The organism is Streptomyces sp. SID5910 (assembly GCF_009862125.1).
GTDB lineage: Bacteria > Actinomycetota > Actinomycetes > Streptomycetales > Streptomycetaceae > Streptomyces.
In genome coordinates this window covers 1-24,435 of record NZ_WWHX01000744.1, presented here as the reverse complement: position 1 = coordinate 24,435, position 24,435 = coordinate 1, and the positions used below count along the sequence as shown (strand labels likewise).

At 73.8% G+C, this 24,435-nt stretch carries 22 protein-coding genes and 1 pseudogene; 15 read left to right on the top strand and 8 right to left on the bottom strand.

What is annotated here, in order from left to right; all coding sequences use genetic code 11:
- Nucleotides 1–128 precede the first annotated feature (128 nt).
- Entirely contained in the window at nucleotides 129–1,424 is a 1,296-nt protein-coding gene (locus tag GTW67_RS26300) for an ABC transporter substrate-binding protein (RefSeq protein WP_346010746.1), read from the bottom strand.
- A gap of 227 nt (nucleotides 1,425–1,651) precedes the next feature.
- Between GTW67_RS26300 and GTW67_RS26295 the strand changes: the two genes are divergently transcribed.
- From GTW67_RS26295 to GTW67_RS26280, 5 genes and pseudogenes are all read left to right on the top strand, one after another.
- Entirely contained in the window at nucleotides 1,652–2,692 is a 1,041-nt protein-coding gene (locus GTW67_RS26295; RefSeq protein ID WP_161167267.1) for a LacI family DNA-binding transcriptional regulator, read from the top strand.
- Between the two features lie 410 nt (nucleotides 2,693–3,102).
- On the top strand, nucleotides 3,103–5,322 hold the full coding sequence (locus GTW67_RS26290) for an RICIN domain-containing protein (protein WP_524539823.1): 2,220 nt from the start codon (nucleotides 3,103–3,105) through the stop codon (nucleotides 5,320–5,322).
- Nucleotides 5,323–5,427: 105 nt separating this feature from the next.
- A pseudogene (locus tag GTW67_RS38390) lies at nucleotides 5,428–5,961 on the top strand (ROK family protein); the annotation flags it as partial.
- Complete coding sequence (locus tag GTW67_RS38385; RefSeq protein ID WP_346010745.1) at nucleotides 5,951–6,388, top strand: ROK family protein; 438 nt, start codon at nucleotides 5,951–5,953, stop codon at nucleotides 6,386–6,388. The pseudogene GTW67_RS38390 and the gene GTW67_RS38385, both read left to right, overlap by 11 nt.
- Nucleotides 6,385–7,320: a hexose kinase gene (locus GTW67_RS26280; protein WP_161167266.1), complete on the top strand. Its 936-nt coding sequence runs from the start codon at nucleotides 6,385–6,387 to the stop codon at nucleotides 7,318–7,320. The genes GTW67_RS38385 and GTW67_RS26280 overlap by 4 nt, the downstream gene beginning before the upstream one ends.
- Before the next feature lie 154 nt (nucleotides 7,321–7,474).
- Here the strand turns inward: GTW67_RS26280 and GTW67_RS26275 are convergent, their stop codons facing one another.
- Nucleotides 7,475–8,440 (bottom strand): pirin family protein, encoded by a 966-nt coding sequence (locus GTW67_RS26275; protein ID WP_161167265.1) that lies wholly within the window; start codon nucleotides 8,438–8,440, stop codon nucleotides 7,475–7,477.
- 126 nt (nucleotides 8,441–8,566) lie between these two features.
- Here GTW67_RS26275 and GTW67_RS26270 point away from each other — a divergent pair, with 126 nt between their 5' ends.
- Nucleotides 8,567–8,929 carry a tetratricopeptide repeat protein gene (locus tag GTW67_RS26270; RefSeq protein ID WP_161167264.1) on the top strand — a complete coding sequence of 121 codons (363 nt, stop codon included), beginning with the start codon at nucleotides 8,567–8,569 and terminating at the stop codon, nucleotides 8,927–8,929.
- A 76-nt stretch (nucleotides 8,930–9,005) separates the two neighbouring features.
- Entirely contained in the window at nucleotides 9,006–9,650 is a 645-nt protein-coding gene (locus GTW67_RS26265; RefSeq protein WP_161167263.1) for a peptide deformylase, read from the top strand.
- 37 nt (nucleotides 9,651–9,687) lie between these two features.
- Here the strand turns inward: GTW67_RS26265 and GTW67_RS26260 are convergent, their stop codons facing one another.
- Nucleotides 9,688–11,139 (bottom strand): dihydrolipoyl dehydrogenase family protein, encoded by a 1,452-nt coding sequence (locus GTW67_RS26260; protein WP_161167262.1) that lies wholly within the window; start codon nucleotides 11,137–11,139, stop codon nucleotides 9,688–9,690.
- A gap of 121 nt (nucleotides 11,140–11,260) precedes the next feature.
- Here GTW67_RS26260 and trxA point away from each other — a divergent pair, with 121 nt between their 5' ends.
- Nucleotides 11,261–11,659 carry a thioredoxin gene (trxA, locus tag GTW67_RS26255; RefSeq protein ID WP_161167261.1) on the top strand — a complete coding sequence of 133 codons (399 nt, stop codon included), beginning with the start codon at nucleotides 11,261–11,263 and terminating at the stop codon, nucleotides 11,657–11,659.
- Nucleotides 11,660–11,671: 12 nt separating this feature from the next.
- Here trxA and GTW67_RS26250 read toward each other — a convergent pair whose 3' ends face one another.
- Both GTW67_RS26250 and GTW67_RS26245 read right to left on the bottom strand, forming a co-directional pair.
- A complete protein-coding gene (locus tag GTW67_RS26250) occupies nucleotides 11,672–12,706 on the bottom strand; it encodes a LacI family DNA-binding transcriptional regulator (RefSeq protein WP_524539822.1) in 1,035 nt (344 codons plus the stop codon).
- A 116-nt stretch (nucleotides 12,707–12,822) separates the two neighbouring features.
- Complete coding sequence (locus GTW67_RS26245) at nucleotides 12,823–13,479, bottom strand: TetR/AcrR family transcriptional regulator (RefSeq protein ID WP_161167259.1); 657 nt, start codon at nucleotides 13,477–13,479, stop codon at nucleotides 12,823–12,825.
- A gap of 140 nt (nucleotides 13,480–13,619) precedes the next feature.
- Here GTW67_RS26245 and GTW67_RS26240 point away from each other — a divergent pair, with 140 nt between their 5' ends.
- The 4 genes from GTW67_RS26240 (at nucleotide 13,620) to GTW67_RS26225 (ending at nucleotide 18,439) form a co-directional block, all read left to right on the top strand.
- Nucleotides 13,620–14,180, top strand: coding sequence for an NAD(P)H-dependent oxidoreductase (locus tag GTW67_RS26240; protein WP_161167258.1), 561 nt, complete (start codon nucleotides 13,620–13,622; stop codon nucleotides 14,178–14,180).
- Nucleotides 14,181–14,421: 241 nt separating this feature from the next.
- Nucleotides 14,422–15,615 carry a CaiB/BaiF CoA transferase family protein gene (locus tag GTW67_RS26235; RefSeq protein WP_161167257.1) on the top strand — a complete coding sequence of 398 codons (1,194 nt, stop codon included), beginning with the start codon at nucleotides 14,422–14,424 and terminating at the stop codon, nucleotides 15,613–15,615.
- Between the two features lie 155 nt (nucleotides 15,616–15,770).
- Nucleotides 15,771–16,985, top strand: a complete 1,215-nt coding sequence (locus GTW67_RS26230; protein WP_161167256.1) for a polysaccharide pyruvyl transferase family protein — start codon at nucleotides 15,771–15,773, stop codon at nucleotides 16,983–16,985.
- Between the two features lie 14 nt (nucleotides 16,986–16,999).
- A complete protein-coding gene (locus tag GTW67_RS26225) occupies nucleotides 17,000–18,439 on the top strand; it encodes an FAD-dependent oxidoreductase (protein ID WP_161167255.1) in 1,440 nt (479 codons plus the stop codon).
- Between the two features lie 9 nt (nucleotides 18,440–18,448).
- Here GTW67_RS26225 and GTW67_RS26220 read toward each other — a convergent pair whose 3' ends face one another.
- The 3 genes from GTW67_RS26220 to GTW67_RS26210 form a co-directional block, all read right to left on the bottom strand.
- Nucleotides 18,449–19,468 carry a sigma-70 family RNA polymerase sigma factor gene (locus GTW67_RS26220; RefSeq protein WP_161167254.1) on the bottom strand — a complete coding sequence of 340 codons (1,020 nt, stop codon included), beginning with the start codon at nucleotides 19,466–19,468 and terminating at the stop codon, nucleotides 18,449–18,451.
- Between the two features lie 37 nt (nucleotides 19,469–19,505).
- Entirely contained in the window at nucleotides 19,506–19,931 is a 426-nt protein-coding gene (locus tag GTW67_RS26215; protein WP_161167253.1) for a CBS domain-containing protein, read from the bottom strand.
- A gap of 77 nt (nucleotides 19,932–20,008) precedes the next feature.
- On the bottom strand, nucleotides 20,009–20,443 hold the full coding sequence (locus GTW67_RS26210; protein ID WP_161167252.1) for a PPC domain-containing DNA-binding protein: 435 nt from the start codon (nucleotides 20,441–20,443) through the stop codon (nucleotides 20,009–20,011).
- Nucleotides 20,444–20,646: 203 nt separating this feature from the next.
- Here GTW67_RS26210 and lanKC point away from each other — a divergent pair, with 203 nt between their 5' ends.
- From lanKC to GTW67_RS26195, 3 genes are all read left to right on the top strand, one after another.
- Nucleotides 20,647–23,262, top strand: a complete 2,616-nt coding sequence (lanKC, locus tag GTW67_RS26205) for a class III lanthionine synthetase LanKC (protein WP_161167251.1) — start codon at nucleotides 20,647–20,649, stop codon at nucleotides 23,260–23,262.
- 35 nt (nucleotides 23,263–23,297) lie between these two features.
- On the top strand, nucleotides 23,298–23,426 hold the full coding sequence (gene ramS, locus GTW67_RS26200; protein WP_006130296.1) for a mycelium formation morphogenetic lantipeptide SapB: 129 nt from the start codon (nucleotides 23,298–23,300) through the stop codon (nucleotides 23,424–23,426).
- A 136-nt stretch (nucleotides 23,427–23,562) separates the two neighbouring features.
- On the top strand, nucleotides 23,563–24,435 hold an 873-nt coding region (locus tag GTW67_RS26195), incomplete at its 3' end, for an ABC transporter transmembrane domain-containing protein (RefSeq protein ID WP_161167250.1).

Genomic DNA, 24,435 nt, shown 5'->3' with positions numbered 1-24,435 from the left:
CGGTGTCCTCCGCCATGGCGAGGTTGGTCATGAGGGGCACTTTCTTTCCTGCGGCGGCGGGAAGGTGGTCGTGCGGTGCGGGAAGGCGGCTGGGGCCGTGTCGTGGTCCGGCGGCGCCGGCCGGGCGGTCACGGGGAGACCGAGAGGCCCTGGCGCTTCAGCTCGGCCACCGTCTTGTCCTGGGTGGTGCGCAGCGCTCCGGTGAGGGTGCCGGAGCCCGCCCACGCCTTGCCGAGGCCGTCGTTGAGGTCGGCGGAGGTCTTGGTCATGACCGGGCCCCAGGTCCAGTCGGCGTTGACCTTCGGGGCCGCGTCGGCGAAGACGTCGTAGATCTTCTGCCCGCCGAAGTACGGGTCAGCCGCGGTCAGTTGCGACAGGCCGGTCAGCTTCTTGGCGGCCGGGTACAGGCCGGCCTTGTCCACGAGGATGCCGTAGGCGGTGGGGTCGGTGCTCAGCCAGTGGGCGAACTCGGTGGCCGCCTCGGGTGTCTCGCAGCCCTTGAGGACGGCGGTGGCCGAGCCGCCGGCGTTGCCGGTCCGGTCGTCGTCGGCGCTCCACTGCGGCATCGGGGCCACGGCCCACTGGCCCGCGCCGTCCTTGGCGCCGCCCTTGATGACGCCGGCCTGCCAGACGGCGCCGACGACGGTGGCGATGCTGCCGTCGCCGAGGCCCTTGTACCAGGCCTGGTCGTACATCGGGGCGCTGCTGATGACGCCCTTGCCGACGAGGCCCTGCCAGTAGTCGGCGACCTTGCGGTTCTGCTCGGAGGCCAGGGTGACCTTCCAGGAGTCGCCGTCGACGCCGAACCAGTTCGCGTCGGCCTGCCAGGCCAGGCCCGCGTAGTCGTAGTCCAGGTACGGGGAGGAGATGTACTTGTGCGGGTCGGCGGCGTGGATCTTCTCCGCGGCGGCCGTGTACGCGTCCCAGGTGGCCGGCGGCTTCAGGCCGAGCGAGTCGAAGACCTTCTTGTTGTAGAACAGGGCCATCGGGCCGCTGTCGACGGGGATGCCGTAGACGGCGTCGGCCACGGAGACGGACTTCCAGGCCGCGTCGAAGAAGTCGCCCTTGCCGGACTCCGCGTACTCGGCGACGTCCTGGAGGGCGCCCTGGGCGGCGAAGCTCGGCAGTGTCTCGTAGCCGAGCTGGGCCAGACAGGGCGCGTTGCCGGCCTGGACGGCGTTGAGCGTCTTCTGGTAGCCGCCCTTGGCTCCGGGCTGGACCTGCTGGTAGGTGACCTGGACGTCGGGGTGGGTGCGGTTGAACTCCTTGACGGCGTCGGCGTACCCGGGGGCCCAGCCCCAGAACGTCATCGACACCTTGCCGCCGGACTCGGTGTCCGAGCCGGAGCCGGAGCAGCCGGCGAGCAGGAGTCCGAGGGTGACCGCACCGGCCACGGCTGCCGACCGCACGGGGAGCTTCTTCACGGCTTCTCCTTCGCAGAGATTCGCAGACATTCGCGCAGAGGGGGAGGTGGGGAGAGCGGCCGTCCGGCCCGCCCGGCGGCCCGTGGCGGGCTCGCGCTGATGTGCCGGAACTATGGCACAGGATGTTATCGATGCCAATAGCGGTCTGCCAGCGGTGTGTCGTGCACACACTTGCTGGTTGGTATGTGATGAGGGCGTTATCATCAGGCGCGAACAGGGAGGGGAGCATGAAGAGCGAGAACACAGACGGCAGCACCGCACGACCCCCGGGCATGACCGACGTGGCGCGGCTCGCGGGGGTCTCCCCGCAGACCGTGTCCCGGACCCTCGCAGGCCACCCCAACGTGCAGGAGAAGACCCGGGCGAAGGTCCTGGCCGCCGTCGACCAGCTCGGCTACCGCAGGAACAACGCCGCGCGGATGCTGTCCTCCGGCCGCAGCCGCACCGTCGGCGTCGTCATGCTCCAGACCAACTTCTACTCGCGCACGGCCGTCCTGTACGGCATCGAGAGCGCGGCGCGGCAGGTCGGCTACTCGGTCTCCACCGCCACCACCGCCTCCCTCGACACCTCCGCCATCGAGACCGCCCTGTCGCGGCTCGCGGACCAGGGCGTCGAGGGAATCATCCTGGCGGTGCCGCTGGCCCACGCGAGCAAGCGGATCGAGCAGCTCACCAGCTCGACGCCGACCGTCACCATCGACGGGTCGCGCACCTCGGCGACCGAGGTGGTGGCCGTCGACCAGTCGCTGGCCGCGCGCCTGGCCACCCGTCACCTGCTGGAACTGGGGCACGAGACGGTCTGGCACGTGGCGGGGCCCAGCCAGTGGCTCGACGCGTCCAGCCGCACCCGGGGCTGGCGCGACACGCTGGAGGAGGCGGGCAGGACGGTCCCTCCCGAGCTGGAGGGCGACTGGTCGCCCGCCTCCGGTTACCGCAACGGCCTGATCCTCGGCCGGATCCCGGACGTCACCGCGGTGTTCGTGGCGAGCGACGAGATGGCGTTCGGAGTGATCCGGGCCCTGCACGAGCTGGGCCGGCGGGTGCCCGAGGAGATCTCCGTGGTCGGTGTCGACGACATCGCCCTGGCCGAGTACTGCTCACCGTCGCTGACGACGGTGGCCCAGCCGTTCGAGCAGATGGGCGGCCTCGCCATGGCCCATCTCCTGCGCCACCTCAAGGACCCGGGCGCTCCCGCCGAACCGGCGTCCGTGGAGCCGGCCCTCGTCGTGCGCGGCAGCACCGCGCCGGCCAGGACGAACGGCACATAGGCAGGCCCCGGACACCGCGGAAGGCGGCCGGGCGATTCCCGTGAAGGGGGCCGCCCGGCCGCCTTCCGTCGTTCCCCGAGGTCTCCATGGAGGGCCCGCCCGCCCGCCGTGCGCCGGGCCATGGCATCGATGCCCGCCGATGACGCCCGCACATGAGACGCCCCGGATGTCTGGTGTTATCGATGCCATTGGTCTACTGTCTCCCTCACTTCACCGGTCGGTCCCCCACGGGCCCACGTATCGCCATCCCCCACGTCCCCGCCACGCGGTCGCCCCGCGCGGGCAACGACGTCACGTAGAGCCGTCTCCTCCCCGAGCGGCAGGCTTCCCCGTCCCCGGCGCCCCTCCCCCTCACCCCCTGCACGGGGTGAGGGGCACCCCGGCTCCACCGAGAAGCACTAGGAGCATCTGTGCCACGTCCCCGCGTCCCCCTCACCGCCCTCGCCGCCACCGCGGCCCTGGCCCTGCTCGGGAACCTTCCGACGCACGCCGCGCCCGCCCCCGACGCGGCCCTCGCCTCAGCCGCGGCCGACTACACGGTGACCGTCGGCGCGAAGGGTTCCTGGACCCATCCGACGGACACCCCCGCTGCCCCGTTCACCGACAAGAACGGCACCTTCTACTACCAGCAGTCCGCCGCGCTGTACGGCACGAACGACCCGCGCAAGTGGGACTTCTACACGGGCCGCGACTTCGACACCGCCACCTTCTCCAGCACGCTCAGCAACGCGGTGAACCCCGCCAACTCCCAGGACCGCAACGACGACACGACCTGGCGCTGCAACAACAGCCCCACCGGCCGCGAGTCGACCTACGCGCCGAGCGGCTCCGGCTACTCCCAGAGGAACTACTGCGACTTGGCAGGAGTGTGGGTCGACCCCGACACGGGCGACTGGTACGGCCTGATCCACAACGAGTTCACGCCCCAGCCCTTCGGCGACGGCGTCCACTACGACGCGATCGACTACGCCGTCTCCACCGACCAGGGACGGACGTGGTCCATCAAGGGGCACGTCATCACGTCCCCCTACAGCACCAAGCGCGGCGACTCCGCCGCCTTCCCCGAGCAGACCTACTACTACGGCGACGGCGACCAGCGCCTGTTCGTCGACGTCGCTTCCGGCTACTTCTACGTCTACTACGGCTCGCGGGTGGTCGAGAAGGGCGGCGGCTGGAAGGCGTTCCACCAGCACGTGGCCCGCGCGCCGATCTCCGGGAAGATGGCACCCGGCTCCTGGCAGAAGTGGTACGACGGCGCCTGGTCGCAGCCCGGCGTGGGCGGCAGGGAAAGCAACATGGTCCCGGTCGGCTCCTCCGGCACGACCGGCTACACCCCCGCCTCCGGCGAGTACGACCCGTCGAACGCGGGCACGGTGAGCCAGCAGGTCTCCGCCGGCACCATGCCCCCGACCTCGCCCCTGTTCGTCATGGACGTCGCCTACAACGCCTACCTGGGCCTGTACATCGGCGAGCCCCAGGCGGTCGACCAGTCCGGCAACGCGCCGCAGCAGCTCTACGCCACCGACGACCTCGGCACACAGAAGTGGCGGCCGATCGGCGACACCGGCTCCTACCGCACCGCCTCCTGGTACCGGTGGTTCCTCGACGGCGCGAACAGGACCAGTTCCTCGATCCTCGGCAAGAGCTTCCGCTCCTACTGCTCCTTCGGCTGCTCGAACGGCTCCTCCGGCGAGTACGTGAACATCACCGTGGACTCCTCCGCACCGGCCGCGCCACCCGTGGACGTCACCAAGTCCTACCGGATCGCCGGCGCGGGCGGCCGTGTCCTCGCCCAGGTGTCCGGCAGCACCGCCACCACGTCGCTGGCCTCGGCCACCGGGACCGCCCTCGAATCGTGGTCCTTCGCCCCCAACGGCGACGGCTCCTACCGGATCACCAACGGCGCCACCGGCCGGCTGCTGGGCGTCGACTCCGCCACCACGAGCGGACGCGCCTGGGGCGCCAAGCCCACCGTCACCGCCGCGGGCACGGGCGGGCCCACCGTCGGTCAGCAGTGGTGGATCGTCCCCAGCACCACGTCCAAGGGCTCCTACCGCCTGGTCAACCGCTACAGCGGCCTGGTGATCGGCCTGTCCTCCGCGTCCGGCCGGCTCGCCGAGACCACGCCCGCGCGATCCTGGACCGACGCCTCGGGCAGCTCCGTCGGCGGGGCACGCACCGCCGCCGAACAGACCCTGACCCTGACGCCGGTCGGCGGCGCGGCCCTCGACGGGACCCGCACCCTGACCGCGAGCGGCAAGGCGCTGGACGTCCCGGACCACTCCACGAACCCCGGCATCCAGCTGGTGACCTGGTCGCCCAACGGCGGCGGCAACCAGGACTGGGTCTTCACCCGGCAGCCGGACGGCTCCTACGAGATCGTCAACGGCCAGTCGCACCTGTGCCTGGACGTCAGCGGCGGCTCGACCTCGGCCGGCGCCCGGGTGATCCAGTGGACCTGCAATGGGGGCGGAAACCAGCGGTGGGTGCTCACACCGGTGGCCGGCGCCTACACGGTCGCTTCCCAGAAGAGCGGACTGGTGCTCACCACCGCCTCCACCACCGACGGTGCCCTCGTCACGCAGCAGCCCGACAGCGGTTCGGCACTACAGCGCTGGACGGCGGGCTGAGGAGGCCCCAATCCGCCACGACTGCTTTATTGTGCAGGAAACGCGCTAGTATCAATCAACTTCTTGCACACAGGCCCCTCGCATGTCGAAAGAAGGCTTCCGCGCATGACCACGGACTGCGTCATCGCCCTGGACGTCGGCGGCACCGGCATGAAGGGGGCCCTGCTCGACCGGGACACGCGGCCGGTGCTGACGGTGCGCCGGCCGACCCCGCGCCGGTCGGGCCCGCAGGAGGTGGTCCGCGAGATCACGGCCGCGCTGCGCGGTCTGCTCGCGGAGGCTGCCGTTCGGCGCCTCGACGTGCGCGGGGCGGGCGTGGTGGTGCCCGGCATCGTCGACGAGGAGCGTCAGCGCGCGGTCTACTCGGCCAACCTCGGCTGGCGCGACCTGCCGTTGGCCGAGGTGTTCGCGCGGGAGACGGGCCTGCCCGTGGTCCTCGGGCACGACGTGCGCGCCGGCGGTATGGCCGAGCAGTGCCTCGGTGCGGCGCGCGGGGCACAGGACGTGCTGTTCGTGCCCGTCGGGACGGGGATCTCGGCAGCCGTCCTGTCCGAGGGGCGGCTCGTCCGCGGCGGAGGGTACGCGGGCGAGATCGGCCACATGGAGGTCGAGCCCGGCGGGCGGCCGTGTGCCTGCGGTGCACGCGGCTGCCTGGAGACGGTGGCGTCGGCGTCGGCGATCGCCACCGTCTACACGGAGCTGTCCGGCCGTCCCGTCGACGGTGCGGCCGGAAGTCGCCGCCCTGTTGCGGGCGGGCGATCCCCGGGCGCGTGCGGTCTGGGACCGGGCGGTCGACGCGCTCGCCGCGGCGTTCGCCACGACAACCACCCTGTTCGCGCCGGACACCGTCGTCGTCGGCGGCGGACTCTCCGAGGCGGGTGAGCTGCTGCTGGCGCCCCTGCGGGACGCGTTGGCCGCGCGCCTCACCTACCAGCGACGGCCCGCCGTCGTCCGCGCCGCCCTCGGGGACCGGGCCGGGTGCCTCGGCGCGGGGCTCGCGGCCTGGGAACGGGCGGCCGGCCGGCCGGAGCGGATCAGCGACCCCACGAGGAGTTCGACACTGTGATCGTCACCGTCACTCTCAACGCCGCTCTCGACGTCACCTACGAGGTCGAGGCCCTGGTCCCCCACGGTTCTCACCGTGTCACCAAGGTCCTGCGCAAACGCGCCGGCGGCAAGGGCGTCAACGTCGCCCGGGTACTGGCCGCGCTCGGGCACCCCACGCTCGTCACCGGCTTCGCCGGCGGACCGACGGGGCGCGTCATCCGCGACGACCTGCGCGCGGCCGGGCTGCGGGACGCGCTGGTGCCGGTGGACGGCGACTCCCGCCGCACGGTCACGGTGGTGTCCCGGCGGGACGGCGACGCGACGGTCTTCAACGAGCCCGGTGTGCAGGTGAGTCCCACCGAATGGGACGACTTCGCGGACCGCTTCCCCCGCCTGGTCCGCGACGCCCAGGTCGTCGTGCTCTCCGGCAGCCTGCCGCCCGGGCTGCCGTCGGACGCGTACGCGGAGCTGATCCGGACGTCCCACGCGGCAGGCGCGGCGACGGTACTCGACACCAGCGGCCCCGCCCTGCTCGACGCCCTCAGCGCGGGCCCCACGATCGTCAAGCCCAACGCCGACGAGCTCGTCGAGGTGACCGGCCGCACGGACGTGGCCCGGGCCGCGGCCGAGCTGCGCGGGCACGGCGCCCGGGCGGTCGTCACCTCCCGCGGCCCCGACGGTCTGCTCGCGGTCACCCGGGCCGGGCACTGGCGTGCCGTCCCACCGGAGCGGCTGTCGGGGAACCCGACCGGTGCCGGTGACGCCTGCGTCGCCGCGCTCGCCGCGGGGCTGGCCGGCGGACGGCCCTGGGAGGCGCTGCTGCGGGAGGCGGTGGCCCTCTCCGCGGCGGCGGTGCCGTGCCCCGTGGCCGGCGACTTCGACGCCGGCGTCCTCCACCGCTTCCGGACGCGGGTCCACGTCGAGAAGCTCAGTGCCGCTCACGCCTGTTGACACCGGTCGTGGCGCGTCGGCCGGCTGTGCACCACCGCCCGGCCGAGCAAGGCCCTGGAGGCACAGGCTGTGGTGACATGCCGGGTACCCATGAGGGACGACGGAGGACGGTCAGCCGACTGGCCGCCACCAGCCCATCGGCCATTCCCGCGGGTCAGCGGACCCTCCCCCGCGGCTTCAGCGGCACCGGCGGTAGTACGGGGGCGGGGAGCGGAGCCCCGTCGTAGCCCTTCACCTCGCCGAAGCGGGTGCCGTCCGTCCAGTCCCGGCGGGCCTGTTCGATCTCGTCCTGGGAGCGGCCGATCCAGTTCCAGAACATGATCAGTTCCTCCTCGAACGGCTCGCCGCCCAGGAGCATCAGGCCCGCGTCCGAGTCGGCTCGCAGCGGGAGTTCGCGGCGGCCGCAGCCGAGGTAGAGCATCGAGCCCGGCACCAGGGGCACGCCGTCGACATGGGCCTCTCCGGACATGGCGAGGACCGCGTACTCGAAGTCCGGCTCCAGCGGCAGGCGTACGTCCGCGCCCTCGGCGAGGGTCAGGTCGGCGCCGACGAGAGGGGTGTACGTCGTTCCCGGCGAGGCCGCGCCGTCGAGTTCGCCGAGGAGCAGCGTGGCCGTCAGGCCGGGGGCCGTGACGTGCGGCAGCTCGGCGTGGAACTCGAAGTGCGGGTCGGTGTGGCGGTGGGTGTCGGGGAGGGCCACCCACAGCTGGGCGCCGTGCAGCCAGCGGGCGTGGGAGCGCGGGCTCTCCTCGGAGTGGCTGATCGCGCGGCCGGACGTCATCAGGCCCAGCTGGCGCGGGCGGATGGTCTGGAGGCTGCCGGTGGAGTCGCGGTGCAGCACCTCGCCCTCGTGGAGCCAGCTCACCGTCTGGAGGCCCATGTGCGGATGCGGCGGCACCTGCATGCCGGGCTCGTCGGCGATGTCGTCGGGGCCGTAGTGGTCGATGAAGCACCAGGCGCCGACCATGCGCCGGCCCAGGTTGGGCAGCAGGCGGCGGACCTCGGTGGACTCGCCGAGCTTGACCTGGCGGGGGCTGAGAAGCTCCCGCACCGGCTCCGCCACCACGAAGCCGCGGCCGCCGCACACGGAGGGAACCGCCTGGCGATCAAGATTGCTCATGCCGCCCAACCTAGCCCCGCACCGCCCGCCCCGTCAGCCCGCCGCCGGCCCCTTCACCCTCGGGAGAGGGTGGTGGAATTTTCAACCAATGAGGGTGGTTGGAGAGTGCGCAGAAGGAGGTCACGAGTGGACACGACGTACTACGACCACGGAACACCGGCGGAGCGCTGGGAGCGCGCGCGGATGTTCTTCGACGCCAAGGACTACGCCGCCGCCGCGCGCGTGCTCGGCGGGCTGGTCGAGGAGGTGCCCGAGCAGACCGGACCGCGGCTGCTGCTGGCCCGCGCCTACTACCACTCGGCCCAGCTGCGGCGCGCCGAGGCCGAGCTGCGGGTCGTCGTCGAGCGCGACCCTGTGGAGCACTACGCCCGGCTGATGCTGGGCCGCACCCTCGAACGGCAGGGGCGTCAGGAGGAGGCGGACTCGCACCTGCGGATCGCCGCCGCCTTCACGGGCGACTTCGCCGGTGACTTCGCGGAGAGTGCGTGAGCGCCGGCTCCCGCCGGTGAGCCCCGCGGTGCCCGGTTCCCCGCCAGGGGGCCGGGCACCGTGTCATGCTGGCGCGATGGGAGCCCCGAGTGAGCACGCGTCTCTTGCCGAGCGGGTCGAGGAACTGCTCGCCGCCGACGGCCCGTTGCCGATCGTCGCGGCCGGCGACCCGGTGCTGCGGCGGGCCGCCGAGCCCTTCGACGGGCAGCTGGAGCCCGCGCTGCTGACCCGGTTCGTCGAGGCGCTGCGCGTCACCATGCACGCGGCGCCGGGCGTCGGCCTGGCCGCGCCGCAGGTCGGGGTGGGGCTGAGGATCGCGGTGATCGAGGACCCGGCGCCGGTGCCGGACGAGGTGCGCGTCGCGCGCGGACGGGTGCCGCAGCCCTTCCGGGTGCTGGTCAATCCGCGCTACGAGCCCGTCGGCACGAGCCGCGCCGCCTTCTACGAGGGCTGCCTGAGCGTGCCCGGCTGGCAGGCGGTGGTGGCCCGGCACGCCGAGGTGCGGCTGATCGCGCGGGACGAGCGCGGGCGTGCGGTGGACGAGGTGTTCGCGGGCTGGCCGGCCCGGATCGTGCAGCACGAGACCGACCACCTCGACGGCACCCTGTACCTGGACCGGGCCGAGCTGCGGTCCCTTGCGTCCGGCGAGGCGATGGCCGAGCTGTGGGCCCAGCCGACGCCGGAACGGGCCGCGGAGGCCCTCGGGTTCGACCTTCCCTGACGCCGCGTCAGAGGCACGAACACCCCGCCCCCGCCCGTCAGTTGTCCCGGTACGCCTCCAGCAGGCGCAGCCACACCTCGCTGATCGTCGGGTAGGACGGCACCGCGTGCCACAGCCGGCCGACCGGCACCTGGCCGGCGACGGCGACCGTCGCGGAGTGGATCAGCTCGCCGACGCCGGGGCCGACGAAGGTGACGCCGCGGACGATCTCGTCCTCCAGGTCGACGACCATGCGGGCACGGCCCGTGTAGCCGTCGCGGTACAGGCTCGCACCGGCCACCGTCGACAGGTCGACGTCGACGGCGCGGACCCGGTGGCCGGCCTCCTCGGCCTCGGCCAGGGAGAGGCCGACGGCGGCGGCCTCCGGGTCGGTGAACACCACCTGCGGTACGGCCTCGTGGTCGGCTGTCGCGGCGTGCGCGCCCCACGGACCGGACTCCAGGGCGGCCTCACCGGACCCACCCGACTCGCCGGAGGCGCGCGCGGCGATGGCGGCGCCCGCGATCCGGGCCTGGTACTTGCCCTGGTGGGTGAGCAGCGCGCGGTGGTTGACGTCGCCGACGGCGTACAGCCAGTCGTGGCCGTCGACGCGGAGGCTGTCGTCGACGGGGAGCCAGGAGCCGGGCCGGAGGCCCACGGTCTCCAGGCCGATGTCGTCGGTGCGCGGTGCGCGACCGGTGGCGAAGAGGATCTCGTCGGCCTCGAAGCGCTCGCCGGTGCCGGTGACGGCGACGACGGTGCCGTTCTCGCGGGTGACGGACTCGACGGAGGTGCCGGTGCGGATGTCGGCGCCGGCCTCGGTGAGCGCCTCGGCGACGAGTTCGCCGGCGAACGGCTCCATACGGGCGAGCAGGCCCTCGCCGCGGACGAGGAGGGTGACCCGGGAGCCGAGGGCCTGCCAGGCGGTGGCCATCTCGACGGCGACGACTCCGCCGCCGACCACGATCAGCCGTCCCGGCGCGCTCTGGGCGCTGGTCGCCTCGCGGCTGGTCCAGGGCCGTACGTCGGCGAGGCCCGGCAGGTCCGGCAGGGCGGCCCGGGTGCCGGTGCAGACGGCGACGGCGTGCCGGGCGGTCAGGACGCGGCGGGTGCCGTCGGGGCCGGTCACCTCCACCGTGCGCGGCCCGGTGAGGCGGCCCTGTCCGCGGTACAGGTCGGCGCCGATGCCCTCGACCCACTGGACCTGGCCGTCGTCCTTCCAGTGCGAGGTGAAGTCGTCGCGGTGGGCGAGGACCGCGGCGGTGTCGAGCGGGCCCCGTACAGCCTGGCTCAGTCCCGGGGTGCGGCGGGCGTCCGCCTGGGCGATGACCGGGCGCAGCAGGGCCTTGCTGGGCATGCACGCCCAGTAGGAGCACTCGCCGCCGACCAGCTCGCTCTCCACGATCGCGGTGGACAGTCCCGCCGCCCGGGTGCGGTCGGCGACGTTCTCGCCCACGGGGCCCGCGCCGATCACCACGACGTCGTACGCGATGGATTCCGTTTCCGTCATGGGGCCAGTCTGGTGGGTGGTGTGCGGCGGGGCCACATGGGTACGTGCGCGGAATAGCCGTCTCATCGGCCGCGTTTGTGCCGACGGTTCGTTCGCCGACACCAGGAAGAGGGATCACGTCATGAGCAGCACCGTGGAGCTCACCAAGGAGAACTTCGACCAGATGGTCACGGACAACGAGTTCGTCCTGATCGACTTCTGGGCGTCCTGGTGCGGGCCGTGCCGTCAGTTCGCCCCGGTCTACGAGAAGGCGGCCGACGAGAATCCCGACCTGGTGTTCGGCAAGGTGGACACCGAGGCGCAGCCGGAGCTCGCGCAGGCCTTCGGCATCCAGTCGATCCCGACGCTGATGATCGTCCGGGACCAGGTGGCCGTGTTCGCGCAGCCGGGTGCGCTGCCGGAGGCCGCGCTGACGGACGTCATCGGGCAGGCCCGCAAGCTGGACATGGACGAGGTCCGCAAGGCGGTCGCCGAGCAGCAGGCCCAGCAGGGCGGCGAGGCCGGGCAGGACGGCCAGTAGGGGCCGGGCGGCTCAGCTGGACTCGCGGTGCACCACCCTCGCGCCGAGCACCGAGTGCAGCTCGGGCGCGGCGCCGGGGTCGTGGACCGCGCGGTCGACCAGCGCGGCCAGGTCGCGGCCGGACGGCAGTTCGAGGTGGACGGTGCTGAGCCGGGGCCGCAGCAGGCGGCCGAGCATGAGGTCGTCGGCGCCGATCACGGCCGCGTCCCGGGGGATGTCCAGGCCGGCGTCCTGCATGGCGCGCATCAGCAGCATCGCGTACTCGTCGTTGTACGCGAACACGGCGTCGAGGCCGAGGGAGGGCCAGCGGGCGGCCAGCCGGGCGGCGTCCCGTTCGTCGTGGGCGAGCGGCAGTTCGGTGACGGTGGCGTCGGTGCCCTCGGCGGCGCGGCGCACCCCTCGCAGACGGGGTGCCGAGAAGACTTCCAGGCCGCTTTCCGCGGGGACGACCACGCCGATCCGGCGGCGGCCGCGGTCGCAGAGGTGGCGTCCGGCGCGGTGGCCCACGGCCTCGTGGTCCATGAGCAGGGCGTGCGCGCCCTCGACGGCCTCGGGCGCGAGGGTGACGACGGCGCGGGCGCCTGAGCGTTTCAGCAGTTCCACGCCGCGCGGGCCGAGGCCCGAGCCGGGCACCAGGACGGCGACCGGGCGCAGCTCGGCCCAGGCGCGGGCCGCGTCGTCGTCGTGCGGGCCGGCGGTGCCGTACTGCACGACGGTGTAGTCGAGCCGGCCGAGTGCCCACTGGAGTTCGGTGAGGAACCGGCTGTAGAGCGGGCCGACGGGGAAGGCCGGGGCGGGCATCAGGACCATGCGGCTGTGTCCGGCGCGCAGGGAACGGGCCGCCGCGTGGGGGACGTAGCCGAGTTCCCGGGCGGCCTCGTGGACGCGGCGGCGGGTGGCCTCGCTGATGCGCACGGCGCCGGTGTTGTTGAGGACGTAGGAGACGGTCGCGCGCGAGACGCCGGCCAGGCGGGCCACATCGGCGCTCGTGGGGACGGAGCGCGGTGCCAGGGACGCGGGGGCGGGCGTTTTCGGTATCTGCACCATGACGTACGGCATCTTGGCAGAGCCCCGGAGGCCGCCCGCGAGCGGGGGACGATCGTCCGGACCGGACGAAACCGCGGCCCCCACCGGGCAGGCCCCCGACGGGCGGCGCGTCTCCCTTACGTGCGGGTCACCCGTGCCACCAGGTCCAGCCAGCCCGCCTCCAGGCGTGCCACCGGCATCCCGCACTGTTCGGTGAGGTGGTGGACGAGGGCCGGGTCGAGGTGGGCCATCAGGGTGTGGGAGAGCAGTTCGCTGTCCGCGTCCGGGGCGGCCTGGCGCAGCAGCAGGGCCACGTGACCGCGCAGGAAGCGGCGCGGGGCGACGGTGTAGCGGCGGTCCGGGCTCGGCTCGGCGGCCAGTTGCAGGGCCAGTTCGTCGACGCTGCGGCGCAGCATCGCGCAGCCGAAGGCCCGCAGCCGCTCCACGGCCGGCGCACCGGGCCCGAGGGGCGGCGGCCCGCCGAGGAGGGCGGCCTGGAACTTCTTCTCGGAGTGGTCGAGCAGCGCCGTCAGCAGGCCCGTGCGGTCGCCGAAGCGGCGGAAGACCGTGCCCTTGCCCACCGAGGCCGCCGCGGCCACCGCCTCCATGGTGAGGCCGGCCGCGCCGTGCTCGGCGACGAGCCGTGCGGCGGCCTCCAGCAGCCGGGCCCGGTTACGGGCGGCGTCGGCCCGCAGGCAGGGCTCGTCCGCGTCGGTTTCCGTGCCGAGCTGGAGCAACCCGGGCGGACCGTCGGTCTCCTGGGGCTTCGGAACGGGCGGCAGGGCGGCGGACATGAAAACAGCGTAAAGCATCGGGAACAGAACTGGACCGTGGTCCGCTTAGGATGTTAGAAATTAAACGGACCTCGGTCCGGATCGCTCCGGCGGTGCCCCGGCACCGGCCGTTCCCAGCACCACCAGCAGTGGGAGTACTCATGTCTGTCCGCATCCTTGCCCTCGTCGGAAGCCTTCGCGCCGGTTCGCACAACCGCCAGCTCGCCGAGGCGGCCGTCAGGTTCGCGCCCGAGGGCGCCGAGGTGGAGTTCTTCGAGGGACTGGCCGAGGTCCCCTTCTACAACGAGGACATCGACGTCGAGGGCGGCGTCCCGGCCGCCGCGGTCAAGCTGCGTGAGGCCGCTCAGGCCGCCGACGCCTTCCTGTTCTTCTCGCCGGAGTACAACGGCACCATGCCGGCCGTGCTGAAGAACGCCATCGACTGGCTGTCCCGCCCCTTCGGCGCCGGCGCCTTCAACGGCAAGCCCGTCGCCGTGATCGGCACCGCCTTCGGCCAGTACGGCGGCGTGTGGGCGCAGGACGACACCCGCAAGGCCGTGGGCATCGCCGGCGGCAAGGTGATCGAGGACATCAAGCTGTCCATCCCGGGCTCCGTCACCCGCTTCGCCGAGACCCACCCGGCCGACGACACCGAGGTCGCCGCGCAGCTCACCGAGGTCGTCGCCCGTCTGCACGGCTACGCGGACGGCGCCGCCGCCTGACCGGCACCGCACCCGCGCACAGGACCGGAGCTCACCGAGCCCCGGTCCTGCCGTGTGCCGGGCCGCCGCGCCCGCTGCCGGGACGCGCGGCTCCTCACGACCTGGCCGGCGAAGACACAGGTGGGGGCGTCCGCGTCGGCGCCGGTCGCCGTTGACAGCCGCCGGACGGGGGCCGTAGAAATCAGCGCACAAGGCCCGCCGGGACCACCCCCCGGAGGTGCCCGGTCCGGCGGCAGGAGACATGAGCGTGCAGCGGCTTCCCCTGACCGGGGTCACGGTGGTCAGCCTGGAGCAGGCCGTGGCCGCGCCCTACGCCACCCGGCAGCTCGCCGACCTCGGCGCCCGGGTGATCAAGGTGGAGCGGCCGGGCGACGGTGACTTCGCCCGCCGCTACGACACGACCGTGCACGGCCACTCCAGCTACTTCGTCTGGCTGAACCGGTCCAAGGAGTCGCTCACCCTCGACCTCAAGGACCCGAGGGGCCGCGAGATCCTGCTCCGGCTCCTCGCCGACGCCGACGTCTTCGTGCAGAACCTCGCCCCCGGCGCCGCCGGCCGCCTGGGCCTGGACGCCGCGGCCCTCGCCGAGCGCTTCCCCCGGCTCATCCCGTGCACCGTCTCCGGCTACGGCACCAGCGGCCCCTGGGCCGACCGGAAGGCCTACGACCTGCTGGTCCAGTGCCAGACCGGGCTGGTCTCGCTCACCGGCACCCCCGAGGAGACCGCGCGCACCGGCATCTCCGTCGCCGACATCGCCGCCGGGATGTACGCGTACAGCGGCGTCCTCACCGCCCTGTACACCCGCGCCACCACCGGCCGGGCCCACCCGGTGGAGGTCTCCCTGTTCGAGGCCCTGGCGGAGTGGATGGGCCAGCCCGCCTACTACACCGAGTACGGCGGCAGCCAGCCCCCGCGGCTGGGCACCCGGCACGCCACCATCGCGCCGTACGGCGCCTACCGCGCCGGCGACGGCAAGGAGGTGCTGTTCTCCGTGCAGAACGAGCGGGAGTGGGCCGCCCTGTGCGCCGACTTCCTCGGGCGGCCGGAGCTGTCCGCTGATCCCCGGTTCGCCACCGGCTCCGACCGCGTCGCCCACCGGGACGAGCTGGACGCCGTCGTCGCCGAACGGATCGCCCGCTCGGACAGCGACGCCGTCCTCAAGGACCTGCGGGACATCGGCATCGCCTGCGCCGGGGTCAACGACATCGCCACGTTCCTCGACCACCCGGTCCTCGAGGCCCGCGACCGCTGGCGCCGGGTGCCGGTGCCAGGCGGTGCCACCGTACGGGCGCTGCTGCCGCCGGCCGACCTCGCGGGGCTGCCCGCACGCATGGACGCCGTGCCCGCGGTCGGCGAGCACACCGACGCGATCCTCGCGGGGCTCGGCCGCTCCCCCGGCGAGATCGCGGCACTGCGCGCGGACGCCGTGATCTGAGGGGCCGGACACCCTCCGGCGCAAGTCCGGGCAGGACGGGACGAAGAGGGTGTTTCCGGGGCGTACGGCAGGCAACCCGGCACGGCACGCGGGCGACGACCGTCCGCATGCCAGGCCCGCGGCCCGGCCGACTCCGACGGGACGGGAGCCCCCGGATGACCACAGCCCCCTCTCATCCGCACTCCGCCCGGCCCGGCCCGCGCATCGGCGTGCTCGGGTCGTACGGAGGGTTCAACATCGGCGACGAGGCGATCCTGACCTGCGTACTGGCCTGTCTGCGCGCACACCGGCCCGACGCTCACCTCGTGGTGCTCAGCCGGAACGCCGAGCACACCCGTAGTCATCACCCGGACGCCGACGAGGTGGTCCCCTGGGAGGGCGTCAGCCGCAACCACGTCCTCGACGTGCTGCCCGGCCTGGACCTGCTGGTGCTCGGCGGCGGCGGCATCCTCTACGACGGCGAGGCCCGCCGCTATCTGCGGCTCGTGCGCGCCGCGCAGACCCGGGGCGTGCCCACCTTCGCCTACGCCGTGGGCGCGGGGCCGCTGACGGACGCCGAGGACCGGGACGCGGTGCGCACGGTGCTGGCCGACATGGACGACGTGGTCGTGCGGGACGAGGAGTCCCGGCTCGTCCTGGAGGAGGTCGGCCTGGAACGCGAGGTCACCGTCACCGCCGACCCGGCACTGCTGCTGCGCCCGGAGCCGTTCACCGAGGCGATGATGCGCGACGAGGGCATCCGCACGGACGCCCGGCTGGTCGGGATGTCGGTGCGGGAGCCGGGCCGGGCGGCCGAGAAGCTGGACGAGGGCGACTACCACGCGCTGCTCGCCGACGTCGCGGACTTCCTGGTGCGCCGGCTGGACGCGCACGTGGTGTTCCTGCCGATGGAGCGGCACGACGTACGGCACGCGCACGCCGTGCTGTCCCACATGACCGCCCCGGACATGGGACGGATCCTGCACGGCGACTACAGCCCGGGGCAGATCCTCGGCTTCATGCGCCATCTGGACCTGGCCGTCGGCATGCGGCTGCACTTCGTGATCTTCGCGGCGCTCACCGGGGTGCCGGTGCTGCCGCTGCCGTACTCCGGCAAGGTCTTCGACTTCGCGCGCCGGCTCGGCGCACCGGCCCTGGTCGGCGTGGCCCGGGAGCAGGCGGGGCTGCTGCTCGCGGAGGTGGACCGGCTGTGGGACGAGTATCCGCAGCGCCGCGAGGACCTGCTGGGGCGGATACGGGAGCTGTCCGCGGCGGCCCGGGAGACCTGTGTGCGCTGCGGCTCGCTGCTCGACGAGATCGGCGGCGGCAAGGTGGCGGAGGCGGCGGGGCCCGGGGCGTACGTGTCCGAGCCGCGCCCGCTGCACGCCTGACCCCGGGGAGAGCGATGCCGGTCCTGGAAGAGCCCCGCGAGCCCCGCACGGTCACCCTGCCGCCGCGGTCCGCCCGGCACGGCGGCCGGTGCGACGTCCTGGTGGTGGGCGGGGGCCCCGCCGGGTTCGCCGCGGCGGTCGGCGCGGCCGACGCCGGGGCCGACGTGGTGCTGGTCGAGCGGTACGGGTTCCTCGGCGGCAACGCGACGGTGGCGCTGGTGATGCCGCTGATGTCGTTCCACAACGAGCACAAGCAGGCCGCGTTCACCGAGGCCGGGGACACCTCGCGGCTGCTGCCCACCGACCACGGCGAGGGCGAGCCGGTGGTCGCGGGCGTGCTGTGGCAGCTCCTCGACCGGCTCATGGGGCGCGGCGGCTGTCTTCCGCCGTCCCCGAAGACCGGGTACACGGTCCCCTTCGACCCGGAGCTGTTCAAACTGGCCCTGCTGGAGATGATGGACGAGTCGGGGGTGCGGATGCTGTTCCACTCCTTCGCCTCGGGTGCGCTGCCGCTGGAGGACGGTTCCGGCTGGCGGGTGGTGTTCGAGACCAAGTCGGGGCCGGTGGTGATCGACGCCGGGGTGGTCGTGGACGCCACGGGGGACGGGGACGTCGCGACCGCCTGCGGGGCGCCGTACGAGATCGGGCGGCCCGAGGACGGGCTGGTGCAGCCGATGACGCTGATGTTCCGCGTCGCCGACTTCGCGCGGCCCGACTTCGCCGACTACGTGCGGGAGCATCCCGACCAGTGGCGGGGCGTGCACGGCCTGTGGGACCTGATCGAGGAGGCCAGGGCGGCCGGGGAACTGAGGCTGCCGCGCGAGGACATCCTCTTCTTCGCGACCCCGCACCCGCGCGAGGTCGCCGTCAACAGCACCCGGGTCAACCGGGTGCTCGGCACCGACGTGTGGGACCTGACCCGCGCCGAGTACACCGCGCGGCGCCAGCTCGCCCAGATCGACCGCTTCCTGCGCACCCGCGTGCCCGGGTTCGAGGAGGCGTACGTGGTGCAGAGCGGCACCCACATCGGGGTGCGGGAGACCCGGCGCGTCCTCGGCGACTACCAGCTCACCGGCCACGACATCCTGGCGGCGCGCACCTTCCCGGACGTCGTCGCGCACGGCGCCTACCCGGTCGACATCCACAATCCGCGCGGCTCCGGGACCGTCCTGAAGCGGGTGCCGCGGGGCAGCTTCTACGACATCCCGCTGCGCTGCCTGGTCCCCCGGGACACCGAGCGGCTGCTGGTGGCCGGGCGCTGCATCTCGGGGACGCACGTGGCGCACTCGTCGTACCGGGTCATGCCCATCGCCATGGCGACCGGCCAGGCGGCCGGCGTGGGCGCCGCGCTGACCGTGCGGCACGGGCGCGGGCCGCGCGGGCTGCCGTACCGGCTGGTGCAGCGGGAGCTGCTGCGGCAGGGCGCCCGGCTGCGGCTGCCCGGGGACGGCTGACCGGCGGGCTCAGCTCGCCCAGTCCAGCAGGCGGTCCCGGTTCTCGGGGGCGCGCAGGTGGGCCAGGGACTCCTTCTCCAGCTGGCGGACGCGCTCGCGGGTCAGGCCCACGTGCTGGGCGACCTGCTGGAGGGTGCGGGGCCGGCCGTCGTGCAGGCCGTAGCGCAGGCTGAGGATGAGAGCCTCGCGGGGCGCGAGCGTGCCGACGGCCTCCCGCAGCTCCTCCGCCAGCGCGCGGAACTCGGCGACCTCCGGGGCCCGCAGCACCTCGGTGTCGGGGATGAGGTCGCCGACGACGGTCTCGCCCGTCTCGTCCACCGGCGTGTCCAGGCTGACGGCGTCCCGTCCGACGCGGCGCAGCCAGACGACCTTCTCCTCGTCGATGCCGCTCTCGGCGGCGACCTCCTCGACGGCCGGTTCCCGGTCGAGGGCGCCGCGGAGCTTGCGCTCCACCTTGGCGAGCTTCTGCAACTGCTCCACGACGTGCACGGGCAGCCGCACGGTGCGCGCGTGGGTCGCGAGGCCGCGTTCGATGGCCTGGCGGATCCACCAGGTGGCGTACGTGGAGAACTTGAAGCCCTTGGTGTGGTCGAACTTCTCCACGGCCCTGATCAGCCCGAGGTTGCCCTCCTGGATGACGTCCAGCATGGGCAGGCCCCGGTGGGCGTGGCGCTTAGCCATCGACACGACGAGCCGCAGGTTGGCGCGGACCATGTGGTCCTTGGCCGCCCGGCCGTCGTGGACGGTCTCCTCCAGTGCGCGGCGCCGCCCGGGGTCCGGGGCGGGTTCGCCTGCGTCGGCCGCCGCGAGCTCGTCGGCGGCCCGGACGCCGGCCTGCATGCGCCGGGCGAGCCGTACCTCGTCCTCGGCGGTCAGCAGCGGGGTGGCGCCGATCTGGGCGAGGTACTGGCCGAGGAGGTCGGGTTCCTCGTCGGGTTCGGGGATGCGGCTGCGCAGGCGTGCGGTGCGGCCGGGTGCCCGGCGGTCCTCCCGGGCGCCGGCCGTGGGGGTTCCTGCCAGGGGAGTCATGTCGTTTCCTCCGTCCCCCCAGGGTCTGCCGGCCCGCTCAGTGGCCGGGGGCGGCCGTGCTGATGTCCGCCAGGGCGGAGTGCGGGTCCTCGGTGCCGGCGAGGTCGCCGAGGCTGACCACGCCGACGGGGACGCCGCCGTGCTCGACGACCGGGAGCCGCCGGACGGCGTGGCGCCGCATCAGGTCGACCGCGTGCTCGGTGGAGTCGTCCGGTGCGAGGGTCACGACGGGCGGCGGTGTGCACACCGAGCCGACCGTGGTGTCGTCCGAGTCGCGGCCGTCGGCGACGCTGCGGAGCACGATGTCGCGGTCGGTGAGCAGGCCGAACAGGTCGCAGTCGTAGGTCACGAGGACGTCGCCGACGTTCTCCTCGCGCATCAGCACGGCGGCCCGCGTCACCGTGGTCATGGGCTCGACGGCCACCGTCGCGGGTGACATGACGTCTCGGACGCGCTGTGTCATGGTCGCGGCTCCCTGGTGTCGGTGCGTGCTTCTTGGCCGCGTAGCCCGCACGGGTGCCGGTAAACCGGCGGCCGGGCTCAGCCCGGGTCGATCAGGGCCAGGCCGATCTCCGGCCGGTGGGTCTTGGCCAGCTCGGCGGGGCTGTCGCGGACGACGACCTCCAGCGTCGGCCAGACCCTGCCCGAGAGCAGGTGGCCGCCGCGGGTGGAGCCGTCGGACAGGCCCAGTACGGCGTGCAGGTGCGGGGTGGGTCCGTCGTCGGCGACGGCGATGTCCCCGATCAGCGACAGCACCTCGCACTGCTCGCCGACGGGAATGTGCCGGTAGTCCTTGGCCGCGCGGTCGAACCAGCCGACGACGGCCTCCGAGAAGGCGCCCACGGCGGTCACCTGGGACGCCTTGAGGGAGCGGTCGCGGGCGAAGGCGGTGAGCTCGGCGACCGCGTCCTCGCCGGGGTCGAGCACCACCACGTACACCGCCGACGGACCGTCCTGCACCTGTTGCCACTTCATGCGCGGCGAGTACCCGGCGCGGCCCGGCACAACCGCCCCCGCCGGAGGGGCGTCTCCGCGGCGCCGCCATGCCTCACCCGGCCGCCGGCGCCCCCAAGTTACCTGTGCGTTCCGCATGTTCGAGTGGTGACACCGGTGACTGTCCCGGGTACGGCGGCGCGTGACAGCGTCTTCCTCGGCATCGACCGGTGGAGGGAGAAGGCGTGAACAAGGGCTACGCCGTGTACTGCGACGCAGACCCGGACTTCTACGACGCGCCGCACCGCACGGCCCCCGGCACCGCCGCGGCCGGCACCCGGTACGCGGCGGCCACCGAGCCCGTCCCGGCCGGCTGGCAGCGCGGCGAGAGCGGCGACTGGCTCGCCCTGCGGCCGCTGGACGCCGAACTGCCGGACCAGGGCTGGAAGATCCACGTCTCCGCCTGCCTGGACAACGCCGAATCCGTCCTGGAGCGCGTACGGCGGTACTGCCTCGACCACGGTGTCGCGTTCAAGTTCGTCCCGAGCCGCTATCTGCTCCACCAGCGCAACGCCAAGTACGCCGACCGGGCGGGCAGCGGCAAGTTCATCACCGTGTACCCGGCGGACGAGGAGCGCTTCGAACGCCTCGCGGGCGAGCTGGGCGACCTGCTGGCCGGCGAGCCCGGGCCGCACATCCTGAGCGACCTCAGACTCGGCGACGGCCCCGTGCACGTGCGCTACGGCAGCTTCACCCGCCGCAACTGCTACGACGAGGACGGCGAGCTGCGCCCGGCGGTCGCGGACCCCGACGGGGTGCTCGTCCCGGACCTGCGCGGCCCGGTGTTCCGGGTGCCCGACTGGGTGAGCGTGCCGGCGTTCCTGCGGCCCCACCTGGAGGCCCGGGCCACGGTGACCCTGGCGGACATCCCCTACAGCGTCGAGTCGGCGCTCCACTTCTCCAACGGCGGCGGCGTCTACCGGGCGCGGGACAACCGCACCGGGGAGCTCGTGGTCCTCAAGGAGGGCCGCCCGCACGCCGGTCTGGCGGCCGACGGGGCGGACGCGGTGGCCCGGCTGGGGCGTGAGCAGCGTGCCCTGGAGCAGCTGGCAGGGCTGGACTGCACCCCCGAGGTGCGGGACGCGTTCACCGTCGGGGAGCACCACTTCCTGGTCCTCGAACATCTCGACGGCAAGCCGCTCAACACCTTCTTCGCCCGGCGCCATCCGCTCATCGAGGCCGACCCGGACGAGGCGCGGCTCGCGGAGTACACGGAGTGGGCGCTCGACGTCCACGCCCAGGTCGAGCGGGCCGTCGCGCAGGTGCACGAGCGGGGCGTGGTCTTCAACGACCTGCACCTGTTCAACATCATGGTCCGCGACGACGGACGGATCGCCCTGCTGGACTTCGAGGCCGCGCACCACGTCGACGAGCCGGGCCGGCAGACCGTCGCGCACCCCGGGTTCGTGGCACCGCCCGGCCGGCGCGGCCCGGCCGTGGACCGCTACGCCCTGGCCTGTCTGCGGCTGGCCCTGTTCCTGCCGCTGACCAGTCTGCTGGCCCTCGACCGGCGCAAGGCGGCGCATCTCGCCGACGTGATCGCGCGGCAGTTCCCCGTCCCGCGGGCCTTCCTGGACACGGCGGTCGCCGAGATCACGGACACCCCGGCCCGCCCGCCGTCGGCGCGGCAGGACGGCGACGGCGACGGCTTCGTCCCGGTCGCCCCGGGCGACTGGCCCCGCAGCCGGGACTCGATGGCGGCGGCCGTCCGCGCCTCGGCGACCCCGTCCCGCGAGGACCGGCTGTTCCCCGGCGACGTCGCCCAGTTCGCCACGGCGGGCGGGGGCCTCTCCTTCGGGTACGGAGCGGCCGGCGTGCTGTACGCCCTCGCCGAGAGCGGCGCGGGACGCGACGAGGACGGCGAGCAGTGGCTGCTGGAGCGGACGAAGGAGCCGCCGTCGGGCATGCCGCTGGGCTTCCACGACGGCATCGCCGGAACCGCCTGGACACTGGACCGCCTGGGACACCGGCCCCGGGCGCTCGACCTGACCGCGATCCTCCTGGAGCATCCCCTCGACGGGCTCTCCCCCGACCTGCACGGCGGCACGGCCGGCATCGGTCTGATGCTGGACTCCCTGGCCGCCTTCACCGGGGACCCGGCCCTGCGCACGGCCGCCCTGCGGTGCGCCGAGCTGAGCGCGCGCGGCATGACGCCGGACGGCACGCCGGGCCGCCGGCCGCGCGCCGGCCTGCTGCACGGGGCGACGGGCAGCGCCCTGCTCTTCCTGCGCCTGTACGAACGCACCGGGGACAGTGCCCTGCTGGACCTCGCCGGTGACGCGCTGCGCCGGGACCTCGCGTGCTGCGTCCGCGGCGCGGGCGGCGCCCTCCAGGTGGACGAGGGCTGGCGCACCATGCCGTACCTGGGCGCCGGCAGCGTGGGCATCGGCATGGTCCTCGACGACTACCTGGCGCACCGCGCCGACGAGGAGTTCGAGCGGGCGCGCACCGAGATCGTGCGCGCGGCGCAGGCCATGTTCTACGCGCAGCCCGGGCTCTACCGGGGCGTGGCCGGCATGGTGCTGTACCTCGGCCGGACGACGGCACCCGGACCGGGCACGGGTCCCGCGGCCGTCCGGCGCCAGATCGACGCGCTGACCTGGCACGCCATGTCCTACCGCGGCCGGCTCGCCTTCCCCGGCGAGCAGATGATGCGGCTGTCGATGGACCTGTCCACCGGGACGGCCGGCTGTCTGCTGGCCCTCGCGTCCGTGCACGGCGACCGGTCCGCCGGTCTGCCGTTCCTCCCCCCGCCGCGGCCCGAGCCGCGGCCCACGAGCCGGTCCCACGAGGGGCCGTGAAAAAGCACCCGTTGTCCGTACGAAGGGATGAGCACATGAACCTGTTCGACCTGCAGTCGATGGAGACCCCGAAGGAAGAGGCCATGGGGGACGTCGAGACCGGCAGCCGCGCCAGCCTGCTGCTCTGCGGCGACAGCAGCCTCAGCGTCACGACCTGTAACTGACGTCCGAGGCGGTCCGCCGCGGTTGACCGCGGCGGGCCGCACGGTCCGGTACCGGCGTCCCGGCCTCACCGCCGGGGCGCCGGTGCCGTGTCCCGTCGCCGCCGTGTGCGGCACCGACCACGAGGAGGGGCGGCCGGTGGACACGACCCCGGTCCGGCGACGACCCGAACGCGCGGGCCCCGGCCGTGTGCCGGAGCTGCTGGTGCTGGTGTGCTCGGTGGCGGCGGCCGCCGCCGCGGTCGCCCAGCCCCTGGTCCTCGGCCGGGCACTGGACCTGCTGCTGTACGACGGCGACGCCGGGCCCTGGCTCGCGGTGAGCGTGGCGCTGCTCGTCGGCGAGGTCCTCCTCGACGGCCTGACCGCGCTGCTCACCGGCCGGTGCACCGCCGGCTGGACGGCGTCGATCCGCTCCCGCGCCCTCACCGGCCTGCTGCGCGCCGTACCCGACGCGACGCGTCCGTACTCCGCGGGCGACGTCGGGACGCGGCTGACGCTCAACGCCTCCGACGCGGGCGGCGCCCCGGCGGCCCGGGCCGCGCTGGCCGCGTCACTGATCACCCCGGCCGGCGCGCTCGTCGCGCTGGCCTACGTCGACGTGTGGGTCGCCGGGTGCGTCCTGGCCGGACTGCCCGCCCTGGTCCTCGTGCTGCGGGTCTTCGCGCGCGACACGGGCTCGTCGGTGCGGGCCTACCAGCGGGTCCAGTCGGACATCGCGGGCCGCCTGCTGGAAGCCATGGAGGGCGCGGAGACCATCGCCGCCGCCGGCACGTCCGACCGCGAACGCGAGCGCGTACTGCGGCCGTTGACCGAACTCGGTGCGCTGGGCGAGCGCATGTGGGTGCTGCACGGGCGGGCGCTCGCCACCGGCGGTGTCCTCGTCCCGCTACTGACGGTGGCGGCCACGGCCGTCGGCGGGATCCGGCTCGGCGCGGGCGCCCTGAGCGTCGGCGAGCTGCTGGCGGTGTGCCGCTACGCGCAGCTGGCCGCCGGGTTCGGCAGCGCGGCCACG

Coding starts and splice junctions, on each gene's coding strand:
- GTW67_RS26265 (WP_161167263.1), top strand. CDS start 9,006: ATGGGAGCCCCGAGTGAGCACGCGTCTCTTGCCGAGCGGGTCGAGGAA.
- GTW67_RS26210 (WP_161167252.1), bottom strand. CDS start 20,443: ATGAAGTGGCAACAGGTGCAGGACGGTCCGTCGGCGGTGTACGTGGTG.
- GTW67_RS26220 (WP_161167254.1), bottom strand. CDS start 19,468: ATGACTCCCCTGGCAGGAACCCCCACGGCCGGCGCCCGGGAGGACCGC.
- GTW67_RS26240 (WP_161167258.1), top strand. CDS start 13,620: ATGTCTGTCCGCATCCTTGCCCTCGTCGGAAGCCTTCGCGCCGGTTCG.
- GTW67_RS26250 (WP_524539822.1), bottom strand. CDS start 12,706: ATGGTGCAGATACCGAAAACGCCCGCCCCCGCGTCCCTGGCACCGCGC.
- GTW67_RS26215 (WP_161167253.1), bottom strand. CDS start 19,931: ATGACACAGCGCGTCCGAGACGTCATGTCACCCGCGACGGTGGCCGTC.
- GTW67_RS26230 (WP_161167256.1), top strand. CDS start 15,771: ATGACCACAGCCCCCTCTCATCCGCACTCCGCCCGGCCCGGCCCGCGC.
- GTW67_RS26245 (WP_161167259.1), bottom strand. CDS start 13,479: ATGTCCGCCGCCCTGCCGCCCGTTCCGAAGCCCCAGGAGACCGACGGT.
- GTW67_RS26275 (WP_161167265.1), bottom strand. CDS start 8,440: ATGAGCAATCTTGATCGCCAGGCGGTTCCCTCCGTGTGCGGCGGCCGC.
- ramS (WP_006130296.1), top strand. CDS start 23,298: ATGAACCTGTTCGACCTGCAGTCGATGGAGACCCCGAAGGAAGAGGCC.
- GTW67_RS26295 (WP_161167267.1), top strand. CDS start 1,652: ATGAAGAGCGAGAACACAGACGGCAGCACCGCACGACCCCCGGGCATG.
- GTW67_RS26225 (WP_161167255.1), top strand. CDS start 17,000: ATGCCGGTCCTGGAAGAGCCCCGCGAGCCCCGCACGGTCACCCTGCCG.
- GTW67_RS26260 (WP_161167262.1), bottom strand. CDS start 11,139: ATGACGGAAACGGAATCCATCGCGTACGACGTCGTGGTGATCGGCGCG.
- GTW67_RS26235 (WP_161167257.1), top strand. CDS start 14,422: ATGAGCGTGCAGCGGCTTCCCCTGACCGGGGTCACGGTGGTCAGCCTG.
- trxA (WP_161167261.1), top strand. CDS start 11,261: ATGAGCAGCACCGTGGAGCTCACCAAGGAGAACTTCGACCAGATGGTC.